This window comes from Formosa sp. F44, assembly GCF_056238645.1.
This window is the reverse complement of sequence record NZ_JBWDLJ010000002.1, coordinates 898,626-912,989: the sequence shown is the minus strand read 5'-3', so window position 1 is coordinate 912,989 and position 14,364 is coordinate 898,626. Positions and strand designations below refer to the sequence as shown.

Sequence of the window (14,364 nt, the reverse complement as noted above, 5' to 3'; positions counted from 1 at the left end):
GAACACTTTGGAATAGTTTTTGAATATAAGATGCAAAAGTACTTATTATTCTTTTGATGTGAAATTATATTGCGTGTTTATAGAATTACTACCTTAATATATTGTTAATCTAGAATCAATAACGCTAATAATCTTGCATAATGACTAAAAAGTATTTACGTTTACACTAAAATTAAATTAAATTATCATGAAACAGATTATAACTATTTTATTTATCGGACTAGTAACATTCTCAATTCAGGCGCAAAACAAAGTCGCAAAAATTGAATTTAAAACAGATGTTATAGACTACGGAACAATTAATAAAGGAGCTGATGGCGTTCGTGTTTTTGAATTTACAAACACTGGAGATGCCCCTCTTATTGTTTCTAAAGTAACCTCTAGTTGTGGTTGTACTGTGCCTAAAAAACCAGATGCTCCAATTATGCCAGGTGCTACAGGAGAAATCTCTGTAAAGTATGATACTAACCGTGTTATGCCTATTAGAAAAACGATTACGGTTATGTCTAACGCAGAAACACCAACAGTAGCTTTAAAAATTAAAGGTGAAGTTATCGATCCGAGTGCTACAAAATAAAAGCTGAATCTTGTATTCAACTACTTATATATTAAACCTCTTGAGTGTACACTTAAGAGGTTTTTTTATGGCGTATAATTAAAAACAATAGCCATCATCCTTCTAAGAATCTCTCTAAATTAAAGGGCTGAGGATGTTAAAAGCCTTAAAATAATTATAAATATAAATATCGTATATCGGAATTGCAGTATATTGTAATCTCGATCCATTATAATCACGTACAAGAGAAAAAATTCTATCAATCTATGATCCTTAAATCTATTAAAACTTTAATTTTTTGCAGTTTTATTATCTGCGTTAGCTGTAAAAACAACACCCCCGAAAACACTAAAAAAACAATGAGCGACAATGTACTTATCCAGGAATGGACAGGACCTTACGACGGCGTTCCTGCATTCGACAAAATGTCTGTAGCTGCTGTAAAACCAGCTATGGAAGAAGCTATGGCTCTTAACCTTGCAGAAATAGATTCTATTGCCAACAACGAAGAACCTCCAACTTTCGAAAATACAATTGTAGCTATGGAACGTGCTGGAAAACCTTTAGGACGCGTCTTTGCCTATTACGGCATTATGAGTTCCAATGTATCTACGCCAGAATTTAGAACTGTTCAAGCAGAGCTAGCACCTAAACTATCTGATTTTAGATCTAAAATTTCTCAGAATGAAAAACTTTTCAAACGTATAAAAACAGTTTACGAAGACGCTTTAGAACATCCTTTAGAAGATCAAGCGCAACGTGTAGTGGAATTAACGTATAAGCAATTTGAAATGAATGGTGCAAACCTAGATGCTGAAAAGAAAAAACGCTATGCTGAAATAAACAAAGAACTATCTTCACTTTACACCGACTTTGGAAATAACATTTTGCATGACGAAGAAAACTACATTACCTACTTAACCGAAGATCAATTGGGAGGATTAGCCGATGGGTTTATAAAATCTGCAGCAAAAATAGCGACAGATAAGGGTGAAGATGGAAAATATGCGATTACCAATACCCGTTCTTCAATAGATCCATTTTTAACCTACTCTACCCATCGCGAATTACGTAAACAAGTTTGGGAAAACTACTATTCTAGAGGCGATAATGGAGATGAATTTGATAATAATGAGATTATTGTTCAAATTTTAAAATTACGAAAAGAACGTGTTGGCCTGATGGGATACGACAACTATGCGGCATGGCGCTTACAAGACCGAATGGCTAAAACACCAGAAAACGCTATGGATTTAATGATGGCTGTCTGGCCGGCATCCATTGCTAGAGTACAAGAAGAAGTTCAAGATATGCAAACCGTAGCAAACGAACTTGGAGATAATATTACTATAGCACCATGGGACTATAGATATTATGCAGAAAAAGTGCGTAAAAAGAAATACGATTTAGACAGTGATGAGGTAAAACAATACCTGCAATTGGATAAATTAACAGAAGCCATGTTTTTTGTTGCTGGCGAATTATTCAATTATAACTTCACTCCGGTTCCCGATGGATCTGTTCCTGTGTTCCAAGAAGATGTAAAAGTTTGGGAGGTTACAGATAAAGATTCCGGTAAACATATTGGATTATGGTATCTAGATCCTTATGCTAGACAAGGTAAACGCTCTGGAGCTTGGGCTACAACGTACAGAAGCTCATCGTCTTTTGATGGCGACACTAATGTATTAGCATCCAATAATTCTAATTTTGTAAAACCTGCTCCGGGAGAAGCTGTTTTAGTTTCTTGGGACGATGCCATTACATTTTTTCATGAATTTGGTCATGCCCTACACTTCTTTTCGGCAGACGTAAAATACCCAACTTTAAACGGAGGCGTGCGAGATTATACAGAATTTCAATCGCAATTATTAGAACGTTGGTTATCTACAGACAAAGTCATTAACACCTATTTGGTACACTACAAAACCGGTGAACCTATTCCGGCTAGTTTAGTTGAAAAAATAAAAAAAGCATCTACATTTAATGAAGGATTTAATACTACCGAATATTTAGCTTCTGCCCTTATCGATATGAAAATACACTTAGCAGATCCTGAACATATGGATGTAGACACTTTTGAACGCGAAACGTTAGATGCCTTAGGAATGCCAAAGGAATTACCTATGAGACATAGAACACCGCAGTTTAGCCATGTATTTTCTGGCGAAGGATATGCCACGGCCTATTACGGATACATGTGGGCAGATGTTTTAACAAGCGATGCCGCAGAAGCTTTTAAAGAATCTGAAGGTGGATTTTACGATAAAGAGGTAGCCAAGAAGTTAGTAAAATATTTATTTGCGCCTCGAAACGCCATGGATCCTGCAGAGGCCTATAAGAAATTTAGAGGTCGTGATGCAAAGATTGAAGCCTTAATGAAAGACCGTGGATTCCCGATTAAATAATGCAACAAGTTAAGAGAACACTTATTAAGTTGCTTTGCTAAATATTAACGGAATGAGCAATAATTATTAGGTTAAGAGACCATTCTAATTTATAATTATTGCTTATTTTAGATTGACTTAAAGCGTGTTTACACCAATAAGAAAACAACGATTTCTAGTTGACTTACACTCTAAATTTCAAGTCATTTAATATGCTTTTTAAAACGTATTAAAAACAAAAACGACATCAAAAAACAAAAATAATGTTAGCATCTACTCGTGAAAAATTACAGAAAGTTAGTACTGCAACACTAGCAACAGCACTGTTTAAACAAGGATTAAAAAATCAATTTATTCAAGGTGTAAAACCACTTGCAAAAGGAAAACCTAATATGGTAGGAGAAGCCTTTACATTGCGATACATTCCCGCTAGAGAGGATCTAAATCCGATTACCGTTTTTAAAGACCCTCAACATCCGCAGCGAGTCGCGGTAGAAACCTGCCCTGAAGGAGCTGTTTTAATTATGGACAGCCGAAAAGACTGCAGAGCCGCTTCCGCTGGTTCTATATTAGCATCGCGCCTAATGGTTAGAGGTGCAGCAGGTTTGGTTACAGATGGAGGCTTTAGAGATTCTGCCGAAATCGCAAAACTAGATATGCCATCTTACCACCAAACACCTTCCGCTCCAACAAACTTAACCTTGCATCAAGCTTTAGACATTAATGTCCCTATTGGTTGTGGAGATGTTGCCGTATTTCCTGGCGATGTTTTAGTAGGCGACGATGATGGTGTTATTGTTATTCCAGCACATTTAGCAGACGACATGGCTACTGAAGCTATAAATATGACACTTTACGAGGATTTCGTTACCGAAAGAGTTTTAGCAGGTCATACCATAATTGGATTATATCCACTTACTAAAGAAGAGAACGCAGACGCTTTCGAATCGTGGAAAAAAGAAAACAAATCTGCTAATTAACCTATCATTCACAGATAGATTACATCGCACTATATCATAAAAAAAACACATTTTTAATGTGTTTTTTTTTATGTTTAACATCTTAGTATTTCTCAGTCAAAAACAGACTAAAAGGAGTCGCTCTTGATTACATCGTTAATATCAAGAATACCTAATCGCACGACTTCTTTTTACCCTTCTTAATTAATCTTACCATTAGAAAAACATAAATTTAAAGCAGATATGTTTTCAACATTATTAAGGTGTCATTTACAAAACTCAAATTAGATTTATATACACGGTTTTTATTTCCTACATTAGTTACTTGAACAAGCCCCGAACCTTATATAGTATCATTATAACACCCTTTTAATAAATTAAAGTAGACTATGAAAATTGAATTAAAACTAATCTTTATATTGTGTTTATCCCCATTATTTGTAAATGCTCAGACAGATGTTATCACCAAAAAACAGAGTATTTCTGTTCCTAAAATTAATTATAAAGTATTAGAAGATTCAGAACCATGGAAAGACACTGAAGATTGGACGGAAGTGAAAACCGTTTCGGTGGACGCTAATGGTATTCCAGAAGATGCTATTGTTCTTTTTTCAGGTAATAATTTAGATGCTTGGCAGTCACCTCAGCTTCCATCTCCTGCAAACATGGAACAAGCAGAAGTTATTTCTCCAGCATTGACTTCCGATTATATCGGACAAGCTACTAAATGGGAGATTGTAGATCAAGCTATGCGCAACGCTCCTAAATCGGGTTCTGTAGCGAGTAAGCAATCTTTTGGAAGTGTACAAATGCATATAGAATGGTTGGCTCCAAAAGCAGAGCATGTTACCGGACAAGATTATAGTAATAGTGGTATCTTTTTTATGGGACTTTACGAGGTACAAGTTCTTAATTCCTATAAAAACCCAACCTATAGTAATGGTCAGGCAAGTTCTGTTTATAAACAAAACAGACCACTTGTAAATGCTTCGAAACCTACAGATGTTTGGCAGAGTTACGATATTGTTTTTACAGCTCCAACGTTCGATACCAATCAAAAACTGATATCACCTGCATACCTTACCGTATTTCACAACGGTGTCTTAGTTCAAAATCATTTTGAGTTACAAGGTCCAACTCTTTTTATTGGTGAAAGTGATTATGTTTATCATCAAGAGAAGCTGCCTTTAGTATTGCAAAACCACGGTTTGCCTGTACTTTATAGAAACATTTGGTTAAGGGAATTGTAATCTATAAAAGCTCATAGGTTTTAACGCAATGCATAAAAGTATGAGCGCTTATATTTTAATTGTCTATTTGAACAGCAATAGATCTCTGGCACACTATTTTAATGGGGCTTTGAGCTGAAAACTATAACTTTTTATCACCCCATTTCTGGTCACTTTTATACGTATATCATCGCCTTCTTTGGCATAAAACAATCGGATAATCTCGTGAATTTTATAATCATGGGCCCTCCTGTTATTTACACTTAAAACAATATCTCCAACCAAAAGTCCGGCCTGTTGTGCGGGTGAGTTTTCACGCAACTCGACAATAGTATACGCGGGCTTAAATTCAAAATTATAAGATGGCTTTAATTCAAGATCTAAATTTATAGTCGTATCGGAAAACGCATTAGAAGTAGAGTTATCGTCGTCTACAACTAATAATTCTCCGTGGTGCTCTAATTCAATCCCGCTTTTGTTATAGCTAAATTCATCTTTATAAAATCTATTCTTTTTTAGAGTTAATCGTGCGTTTCGGTAATCTACAATCATATTAAAACGTTTTAAAACATTACCAGAGACACTTCCGTTTCGTATTTTTAGCCGTTTAGCAAAATGTATAGCACTAGAATCGGGATAAGACACATTAACCTGTTTTAAGGTAAAAGATCTAATTTTAAGCTCCTGTATTTTCGCCCGTTTTCCATACACACTACCGCTGAGGCCGTTTCCTAAAAAATCTATAAAGTAATTTTCATTTTCATATAACCCTAAATTTTCATCTTCAAAAATCCACATCGAATCACTACCTCCAGAATCCACCAATAACTTTACAGGTACATATGTATCGTTCAATTTAACTTGAGCATTTATATAGGGCTTATTATTATAAAATTCGAAATTTACTGTTTCGCATGATTCACATGCTTTATAAACATATTCATTAGGATGGTGCAGTTTTATAAAACGTCTGCCGTAATTAATTTCGACTACAAAATCTTTAAATATATCAAATCCAATAATGCCATGGATGGGAACTCCTAATTGCGGTGTAAAATTTAGACTCGCATCATGAATAGCATATATTTCTTGATTTAGATTTACAGCCTCTCCTATTTTAAAAACATTATTTCTAGACTTTAAGGCTTCAAACGCATCGCCTTCACCTAAGCCACGTAAAATAAATGCTTCTGTATTATTTATTTTAAGCGTATCCTTTTCGTTTAAAAAGCTAAAAACAATGGGTTTAGAAACACCCGTATCCAGTATAAAAGACAAGTCTACACCATTAATTTGAACTGGAATTACAACTAAATTATTAATTAATTTGAAGCGCACTTTATCCGACTTCTTATTATTCTGAAGTTTAAATTTTGTCTGTGAAATTCCTATAAAAGGCACACAAAACAGAAATACTAAAAAAAAGCGCAAATTTTTCATGAATACACAATATTTACCCTCTTTAATTTACGAATTTATTTTTATAACATCATAATTAGTGCTTTCTCAGAAAATTCATCAACTTTGTAGTATAATTTTTATACTATGCCAAAGATATCTAATAAGGGCCAGAATATGCCCGAATCTCCAATTCGTAAATTGGTTCCCTACTCAGAAAAAGCATACAAAGCTGGAAAAAAAGTGTATCATTTAAATATTGGTCAGCCTGATATTAAAACACCTCAAGTCGCTTTAGACGCAGTAAAAAATAACACTTTAACAACTATAGAATACTCACGCTCTGAAGGTTCTGAAGAATATAGAACCAAGATTGCGAATTACTACCATAAGAATGATATTGAAGTAAAACACGACGATATTATTGTTACCACGGGAGGAAGTGAAGCTTTACTTTTTGCTTTTGGAAGCATTATGGATACTGATGATGAAATTATTATACCAGAACCATTTTATGCTAATTATAACGGATTCTCTACATCTTCTGGTGTAAACGTGATTCCTGTAATTTCTAAAATTGAAAATAATTTTGCTTTACCTCCAATTTCTGAATTCGAAAAACTGATTACTCCTAAAACCAAGGCCATCTTAATTTGTAATCCTGGTAATCCTACAGGATATTTATATTCTAAAGAAGAAATTCTTCAACTTGCTGAATTAGTTAAAAAACATGATTTGTTTTTAATTGCAGACGAAGTATATAGAGAATTTGCTTACGATGGTGTAAAGCATCATTCTATTATGTCTATTGATGGTTTAGAAGATTATGCTATTATGATAGATTCTGTGTCTAAACGTTACAGCATGTGTGGCGCAAGAATTGGATGTCTTGTCTCTAGAAATAAAGATGTTATTAAAACAGCCTTAAAATTTGCACAAGCACGTTTAAGTCCGCCAACATTAGCACAAATCGCAAGTGAGGCCGCTTTAGATACGCCACAAAGTTATTTTGATGAGGTAATTACAGAATATGTAGACCGCAGAAACACTTTAATCTCTGAATTACAAACCATCGAAGGTGTAAAAATAGGGGTACCAAAAGGTGCATTTTACTGTATTGTAGAACTTCCTATTAAAAACGCCGATAAATTTGCGCAATGGTTATTAGAAGAGTTTGATGTAGATCAGGAAACTGTAATGGTTGCTCCTGCAGCTGGATTTTACTCGACACCAAATATGGGACTAAATCAAATTAGAATTGCTTACGTTTTAAATAAAGAAAGTTTAATTAAAGCTGTTCATCTTTTAAAAGAAGCTTTAAAAGTTTATAAAGACTAGTGAATATACAACACCATGTTTCTTTAAAACCCTATAATACTTTTGGAATAGATGTTGTTGCAAAGCATTTTGTAACAATATCTACTCTGGAAGATTTAAAAGAGGTTTTAACTCTTAAGAACTACCCTAACAAACTTGTTTTAGGTGGCGGGAGCAATATATTATTAACTAAAGACGTAGATGCTTTAGTCATTCTTATCCGTTTAAAAGGTATTTCTGTTGTATCTCAAACCAACGATACCGTTTTGGTGAAAGCCAATGCAGGTGAAAATTGGCACGAATTTGTGCTATGGACCTTAGCACAAGATTTTGGCGGATTAGAAAATTTATCCCTAATCCCTGGAAATGTGGGCACCTCACCTATTCAGAATATTGGCGCATACGGCGTAGAATTAAAAGATACTTTTGAATCTTGTGAAGCTTTAAATATCGAAACCCATGCGATAACTACATTTAACAAAGATGCATGTGCGTTCGACTATAGAAATTCTATATTTAAACAACACGCTAAAGGCCAATACATAATTACCTCGGTAACCTTTAAACTAAGTACTAAAAACCACCAACTTCACACCAACTACGGTGCTATAAAATCGGAATTGGAAACCAGAAATATTATAGAACCTACAATACAAGAGGTTTCTAAAGCGGTAATAGCCATTCGAGAAAGCAAATTACCTAACCCGAAAGAAATTGGAAACAGTGGTAGTTTTTTTAAAAATCCTGTAGTAGATAAATCTGTTTATTTAGACCTATTGAAACAGTTTCCCAATGCTCCAAGTTATCCGGTTTCAGAACGCCTTGTAAAAATCCCAGCGGGTTGGCTTATAGAAACTGCTGGATTTAAAGGAAAACGATTAGGAAATTACGGTGTACATAATAATCAAGCGCTAGTTTTAGTGAATTACGGCGGTGCTTCTGGTTTTGACATTTTAAGATTATCCGAAATTATACAAACTACAATTAAAAGAATCTTCAATATAACCATCGAATCCGAGGTTAATATCTTATAATTCGCAATTTTTTATATAACTTTGGTTAATTGCGTCCATTTGTAATTAACCAACTAAAACTGATATTTTGATTGCACCTATCGAACAAGAGATTGTTGAATTATTAAAGCATGGCGATAAAAAAGCCATTGCTTTACTATACCAGCACTATGCCGATTCGCTATTAGGTGTTATATCTAAAGTAATCGCCGATGAAGATTTAGCACAAGATGTGCTTCAAGAAAGTTTTATAAAAGTCTGGAAGAAAGCAAAGTCTTACGATTCTAGTAAGGCAAAACTATTTACTTGGTTATACAGAATTTCTTACAATACAGCTATCGATAAAGTCAGATCTGTATCAAATAAAGAAAGTAAAGAAGTCCAAATTGAAGGTTCAAACGTATATACTATATCGGCTAAAGGTTTAAATCAAGATGTCATGGACATTAAAAAGCACCTCCAGTCTATAGACCCAAAGTACCAAATTGTACTTAATGCCCTTTTCTTTGAAGGCATGACCCAGCAAGAAGCTAGCGATGAATTAGAAATTCCGTTAGGCACTATAAAATCGAGATTAAAAATAGGACTTCGCGAGTTAAAAAAAATTTACGATCCAGAATAAATAACAGTCATGAATGATAAAATAACTACATTTTTAAATTCTGATCTTTTAGAGAAATATCTAATAGGAGAAACGACTTCAGAAGAAAACGAATTAGTTGAAAATTATATCTCTAAATTTCCAGAAGTAGAGAACGCTTACAACACCATGCAACATCATTTAGAAATCACCTCTAAATTTAATGCCCTTGAAGCTCCTTCTTCGGTATTAGTGAATATTTTACAAACACTGGACGATGAAACGCCAGTAATTAAATTAGACACCGAACCTAATACACAAAAATCGTGGTACGGATACGCCATAGCAGCTAGTTTTGTCGCTGTGCTGTTTGCTTGTGCTTCCGTTTTCATTTTTTCTAAGAACTTAGAATTAAAGAAAGAAAATCAAATTGTTGTTGATGAGATATTCGACTTAAGAAGCGACATCGAATTAAACAATCAGAAACTAGATAATGTCATGGCTCAGTTTAAACAATTAAACAATCCTGAAACACAGAAATACATTATTAAAGGAAATAACCGAGCAAAAAACTTAAAAACGGTTGCTTACATTAATCCTAAAGAGAGAACATCTATGTTAGATGTGGTCTCTTTACCAGAATTACCACAAGAACAATGCTATCAAATTTGGGCAGAATTAAATGGTAAAATGATAAGCTTAGGAATTCTAGACGAAACAGATAGACAATTAAAATCTATTCCATATACAGAAAATGCACTCGGATTAAACATTACTATCGAGCCTAAAGGCGGTAATACAAATGCATCTTTAGAAAATTCTGTTGCAGAAATTGAATTAAATAGTAGAGAATAAACACAATCAACTATTAGCGATTAGGGCCTCACTTTTAATTAAAAGTGAGGCCTACTTTTTTTTACGCTTTATTAAAATATAGTACCTTTGCAAAACATTAAATAGGTTTTTTAAAACATCAGATTTATATACAACTTATTGATTAAATATACGGTTATGAAATTATTCATTTTAACATTAGTTTTATTAGGACTAGGAGTTGCAGGAATTGCGATTAAAATATGGGCAAAAAAAGATGGTAAATTTGCAGGAACATGTGCAAGCCAAAACCCGATGTTAAACAAATCTGGGGAATCTTGCGGATTTTGTGGAAAAACGCCAGAACAATATAAAGACTGTAGCGAACCTCAACACTCTTAAGTCCCTTCATGGTTGCACTCGACATTTTATTCTACAGTTTTGTAGCAATTGTCCTTATTCAGTTATTTTATTATTTAATTTTTCTTAGAACGTTTGCGTATCTAAAACCTAAACCTACACAAAAAACAGACCTTCCTGTTTCTGTAATCGTCTGTGCAAAAAATGAAGAAGAGAATTTAAAAAAGTTCCTCCCTTCCATCTTAAATCAGGACTACCCGATTTTTGAAGTTGTACTTATTAATGACGCCTCTCATGATGACACATTAAGTGTTTACGAACATTTTTCGGAACAATACAACAACATTAGAATTGTTGACGTAAAAAACACAGAAGCGTTTTGGGCAAATAAAAAATACGCTTTAACGCTAGGAATAAAAGCATCAAAGTACAACCATTTATTATTTACAGATGCCGACTGTACGCCACTAAGCAACACGTGGATTACAGAAATGGCCAGTGCCTTCCAGACTAAAAAATCTATTGTTTTAGGGTATGGTGGCTATGCAAAAATTAAAAACTCGCTATTAAATAAGTTAATCCGATTTGAAACGGTATTAACGGCTTCTCAATATTTTTCTTATGCTAAATTAGGCGTTCCTTACATGGGTGTTGGTCGTAATTTAGCTTACACCAAACCTTTGTTTTTCGAAGCAAATGGTTTTATAAATCACATGAAAGTGGGTTCTGGAGACGATGACTTATTTGTTAACCAAATGGCTACAAGCAAAAACACAGCACTTTGTTTTACGCCAGAAAGTTTCACAAAATCGCAACCTAAAAAAACCTTTGGTGCTTGGATAAAGCAAAAACGCAGACATGTGTCTACAGTTGCTCATTATAAAAAAAGTCATCAGTTTTTATTGGGATTATTCTATGCCTCACAACTTCTATTTTGGATCTTAGGTATTGTATTATTATCCCTTTTATTTAGATGGGAAATCGTAGTTGGCTTATTTACCTTACGTATTTTGGTACAATGGATTATCATGGGAAAAAGCGCAAAAAAACTTAGCGAATCCGACTTAGTCATCCTAATTCCTTTCTTAGAACTTTTCGTTATTCTAACGCAATTAGGTATATTTATAACGAATAAGATCTCAAAAACCCATACTTGGAAATAGAACACGCCATACAAAAAGCCAAACAAAACGATCAAAAAGCGTTTAATTATCTACTTCACACCTACTGGGAAGATGTTTATGGGTTTCAGTTAAAACGGATTGGAAACGAAAATGATGCCGAGGATATTACCATACAAACCTTTTCTAAAGCTTTCGATAAAATTGACACCTACAACCAAGACTATGTTTTTAAAACTTGGTTGATTACCATTTCTAAAAATCTACATATTGATTTACTTCGGAAGGAAAAAAGCTCCATCTCTCGTCAGATAACTAAAAGTGATGAAAAAGCCATTAATCAGGTTTTAGACGAATCTCCTTCTGCCGAAGACAAAATTATTACCGAACAAAATTTAGCCAAGCTACTAAGAGATATAAAGAAGTTAAAACCGCATTATCAAGAGGTGATTAATCTTCGTTATTTTCAAGAGTTATCCTATAAAGAAATTTCAGTAGAACTTAAGGAGCCTATAAATAATGTGAAGGTAAAATTGCTTCGAGCAAAAAAACTTCTTGCCGAAATTATTCAAAACCCATAACATTCAATATTTTATATTTTGATTAGTTTCCGCTAGACCGCAATATGTTGCTAGAATTCGGAGATGATTATCTTAATGGGTTATAACACACTTTTTAGATTATACTTTGTATCTTTGCTTTTCGAAAAGAAACAATTTATGAATTCAGAAACTGCTTCAAACATTCTTCCGGATCGTCTTCCAAAACCAAAATGGTTACGTGTAAAATTACCTACGGGAAAAAAATATACTGAGCTTAGAAGTCTAGTAGATAAATATAGCTTAAATACTATTTGTACATCAGGAAGTTGCCCGAATATGGGTGAGTGCTGGGGAGAAGGTACTGCAACATTTATGATTTTAGGGAATGTTTGTACACGATCTTGTGGATTTTGCGGTGTAAAAACCGGACGTCCTGAAACGGTAGATTGGGATGAACCTGAAAAAGTTGCTCGTTCCATTAAATTAATGAAGATTAACCACGCCGTGCTTACTAGTGTAGATCGTGACGATTTAAAAGATATGGGAAGCATCATGTGGGCCGAAACAGTGAAAGCTGTGAGACGTATGAATCCTGAGACAACTTTAGAAACTCTTATTCCAGATTTTCAAGGGTTAGAACAACATATTGATCGCATTATCGAGGTGGCTCCTGAGGTGGTATCTCACAACATAGAAACGGTAAGACGTTTAACTCGTGATGTAAGAATACAAGCAAAATACGACCGTAGTTTAGGCGTTTTAAAGTATTTAAAATCTCAAGGACAACGCAGAACTAAATCTGGAATTATGCTAGGTCTTGGCGAATTACGAGAAGAAGTTATTGAAACCTTACACGACTTAAGAGCTAACGATGTAGATGTTGTTACTATTGGTCAGTATTTACAACCTAGTAAAAAGCATTTACCTGTAAAACAATTTATAACGCCAGACCAGTTTGCAGAATACAGAGAAATTGGACTGGAGTTAGGATTTAGACATGTAGAAAGTAGTTCTTTAGTACGTTCTTCTTACAAAGCACAGAAACATATTAACTAATGATTAATGTTGCTATAAATGGATTTGGTCGTATCGGACGTCGTGTATTTCGTCTTTTACAAAACCATCCCAACATTAAAGTAGTTGCCATAAACGATTTAGCAGATGCTTATACATTAAGTCATCTGCTAAAATACGATAGCATTCACGGGGTTTCAACACAGTCCATTTCTTACAAAGGAACCGATATTGTTGTTAACGATGTACACATTCCGTTATTAAATGAAACCCATCCTAAAGCTATTGACTGGTCGCCTTATCATGTAGATTTTGTTGTAGAATCTACCGGTAAGTTTAAAACCAAGGCAGAACTTCAGCATCATATAAACAACGGCGCGAAACGTGTTATATTAAGTGTTCCTGCTCTAGAAGACGATATTAAAACCATTGTTCTTGGTGTTAATGACAATTTAATAGATGGTTCTGAAACCATTATTTCTAATGCCTCTTGTACAACAAACAATGCGGCACCTATGATGGCTATTATTAATGAGCATTTTGGGATTGAGCAAGCTTATATTACCACGATTCACTCTTACACTACAGATCAAAGTTTACACGATCAGCCTCACCGCGATTTACGTCGTGCACGTGCAGCAGGTCAGTCTATAGTCCCTACAACAACAGGAGCAGCAAAAGCATTAACTAAAATATTTCCCGATCTTTCGGAAGTTATAGGAGGTTGTGGTATTCGTGTTCCCGTAGCTAATGGTTCGCTTACAGATATTACATTTAATATTAAAAAAACGGCAACTATCGAAGACGTTAATTTAGCTTTTAAATCGGCTTCCGAAACGCATTACAAGTCTATTTTACAATATACAAACGACCCAATAGTTTCTATCGATATTGTTGGAAATCCGCATTCCTGCATATTTGATTCTCAAATGACATCGGTAATCGGAAATATGGTGAAAATTATTGGATGGTATGATAATGAAACGGGGTATTCTAGTAGAATTATCGATTTAATATATAAATTATCTGAAAAATAATTATTTTCACTTGGTATCCTTATCTTTAGGCTCGAAGT

General features: G+C 34.3%; 14 protein-coding genes. 13 read left to right on the top strand and 1 reads right to left on the bottom strand.

The window, feature by feature from the left end; all coding sequences use genetic code 11:
- Positions 1–187: 187 nt before the first annotated feature.
- The 4 genes from AC0UBM_RS09000 to AC0UBM_RS08985 all read left to right on the top strand — a co-directional run bounded on the left by AC0UBM_RS09000 (position 188) and on the right by AC0UBM_RS08985 (position 5,152).
- Entirely contained in the window at positions 188–577 is a 390-nt protein-coding gene (locus AC0UBM_RS09000; RefSeq protein WP_414036172.1) for a DUF1573 domain-containing protein, read from the top strand.
- A gap of 245 nt (positions 578–822) precedes the next feature.
- Positions 823–2,964, top strand: a complete 2,142-nt coding sequence (locus AC0UBM_RS08995; RefSeq protein WP_475688397.1) for a M3 family metallopeptidase — start codon at positions 823–825, stop codon at positions 2,962–2,964.
- Positions 2,965–3,206: 242 nt separating this feature from the next.
- Positions 3,207–3,923, top strand: a complete 717-nt coding sequence (locus AC0UBM_RS08990; RefSeq protein WP_414036174.1) for a ribonuclease activity regulator RraA — start codon at positions 3,207–3,209, stop codon at positions 3,921–3,923.
- A gap of 368 nt (positions 3,924–4,291) precedes the next feature.
- A complete protein-coding gene (locus AC0UBM_RS08985) occupies positions 4,292–5,152 on the top strand; it encodes a 3-keto-disaccharide hydrolase (RefSeq protein ID WP_475688396.1) in 861 nt (286 codons plus the stop codon).
- Between the two features lie 93 nt (positions 5,153–5,245).
- Here AC0UBM_RS08985 and AC0UBM_RS08980 read toward each other — a convergent pair whose 3' ends face one another.
- The gene (locus tag AC0UBM_RS08980; protein ID WP_434037690.1) at positions 5,246–6,571 is read right to left on the bottom strand and encodes an aspartyl protease family protein; all 1,326 of its coding nucleotides are present in this window, start codon (positions 6,569–6,571) and stop codon (positions 5,246–5,248) included.
- Between the two features lie 105 nt (positions 6,572–6,676).
- On the opposite strand from AC0UBM_RS08980, the gene AC0UBM_RS08975 reads away from it, so the two are divergent.
- The 9 genes from AC0UBM_RS08975 (at position 6,677) to gap (ending at position 14,326) form a co-directional block, all read left to right on the top strand.
- The gene (locus AC0UBM_RS08975; RefSeq protein WP_475688395.1) at positions 6,677–7,867 is read left to right on the top strand and encodes a pyridoxal phosphate-dependent aminotransferase; all 1,191 of its coding nucleotides are present in this window, start codon (positions 6,677–6,679) and stop codon (positions 7,865–7,867) included.
- Positions 7,867–8,880, top strand: coding sequence for a UDP-N-acetylmuramate dehydrogenase (gene murB / locus AC0UBM_RS08970; protein WP_475688394.1), 1,014 nt, complete (start codon positions 7,867–7,869; stop codon positions 8,878–8,880). Before AC0UBM_RS08975 ends, murB begins: the two co-directional genes overlap by 1 nt.
- Before the next feature lie 67 nt (positions 8,881–8,947).
- A complete protein-coding gene (locus AC0UBM_RS08965) occupies positions 8,948–9,481 on the top strand; it encodes an RNA polymerase sigma factor (protein ID WP_434037688.1) in 534 nt (177 codons plus the stop codon).
- Positions 9,482–9,490: 9 nt separating this feature from the next.
- Positions 9,491–10,294: an anti-sigma factor domain-containing protein gene (locus tag AC0UBM_RS08960; protein WP_475688393.1), complete on the top strand. Its 804-nt coding sequence runs from the start codon at positions 9,491–9,493 to the stop codon at positions 10,292–10,294.
- A gap of 156 nt (positions 10,295–10,450) precedes the next feature.
- Positions 10,451–10,654: a membrane or secreted protein gene (locus tag AC0UBM_RS08955; RefSeq protein ID WP_414036181.1), complete on the top strand. Its 204-nt coding sequence runs from the start codon at positions 10,451–10,453 to the stop codon at positions 10,652–10,654.
- An 8-nt stretch (positions 10,655–10,662) separates the two neighbouring features.
- On the top strand, positions 10,663–11,775 hold the full coding sequence (locus AC0UBM_RS08950) for a glycosyltransferase (protein WP_475688392.1): 1,113 nt from the start codon (positions 10,663–10,665) through the stop codon (positions 11,773–11,775).
- A complete protein-coding gene (locus AC0UBM_RS08945) occupies positions 11,766–12,314 on the top strand; it encodes an RNA polymerase sigma factor (protein WP_414036183.1) in 549 nt (182 codons plus the stop codon). Before AC0UBM_RS08950 ends, AC0UBM_RS08945 begins: the two co-directional genes overlap by 10 nt.
- A gap of 138 nt (positions 12,315–12,452) precedes the next feature.
- A complete protein-coding gene (gene lipA, locus AC0UBM_RS08940; protein ID WP_414036184.1) occupies positions 12,453–13,331 on the top strand; it encodes a lipoyl synthase in 879 nt (292 codons plus the stop codon).
- On the top strand, positions 13,331–14,326 hold the full coding sequence (gene gap, locus AC0UBM_RS08935; RefSeq protein WP_475688391.1) for a type I glyceraldehyde-3-phosphate dehydrogenase: 996 nt from the start codon (positions 13,331–13,333) through the stop codon (positions 14,324–14,326). The genes lipA and gap overlap by 1 nt, the downstream gene beginning before the upstream one ends.
- Positions 14,327–14,364: the final 38 nt, after the last annotated feature.

What these genes read in the sequence shown, in the direction of transcription:
- AC0UBM_RS09000 (WP_414036172.1), top strand. Translation starts at nt 188, where the DNA reads ATGAAACAGATTATAACTATTTTATTTATCGGACTAGTAACATTCTCA.
- AC0UBM_RS08995 (WP_475688397.1), top strand. Translation starts at nt 823, where the DNA reads ATGATCCTTAAATCTATTAAAACTTTAATTTTTTGCAGTTTTATTATC.
- AC0UBM_RS08990 (WP_414036174.1), top strand. Translation starts at nt 3,207, where the DNA reads ATGTTAGCATCTACTCGTGAAAAATTACAGAAAGTTAGTACTGCAACA.
- AC0UBM_RS08985 (WP_475688396.1), top strand. Translation starts at nt 4,292, where the DNA reads ATGAAAATTGAATTAAAACTAATCTTTATATTGTGTTTATCCCCATTA.
- AC0UBM_RS08980 (WP_434037690.1), bottom strand. Translation starts at nt 6,571, where the DNA reads ATGAAAAATTTGCGCTTTTTTTTAGTATTTCTGTTTTGTGTGCCTTTT.
- AC0UBM_RS08975 (WP_475688395.1), top strand. Translation starts at nt 6,677, where the DNA reads ATGCCAAAGATATCTAATAAGGGCCAGAATATGCCCGAATCTCCAATT.
- AC0UBM_RS08960 (WP_475688393.1), top strand. Translation starts at nt 9,491, where the DNA reads ATGAATGATAAAATAACTACATTTTTAAATTCTGATCTTTTAGAGAAA.
- AC0UBM_RS08955 (WP_414036181.1), top strand. Translation starts at nt 10,451, where the DNA reads ATGAAATTATTCATTTTAACATTAGTTTTATTAGGACTAGGAGTTGCA.
- AC0UBM_RS08950 (WP_475688392.1), top strand. Translation starts at nt 10,663, where the DNA reads ATGGTTGCACTCGACATTTTATTCTACAGTTTTGTAGCAATTGTCCTT.
- lipA (WP_414036184.1), top strand. Translation starts at nt 12,453, where the DNA reads ATGAATTCAGAAACTGCTTCAAACATTCTTCCGGATCGTCTTCCAAAA.
- gap (WP_475688391.1), top strand. Translation starts at nt 13,331, where the DNA reads ATGATTAATGTTGCTATAAATGGATTTGGTCGTATCGGACGTCGTGTA.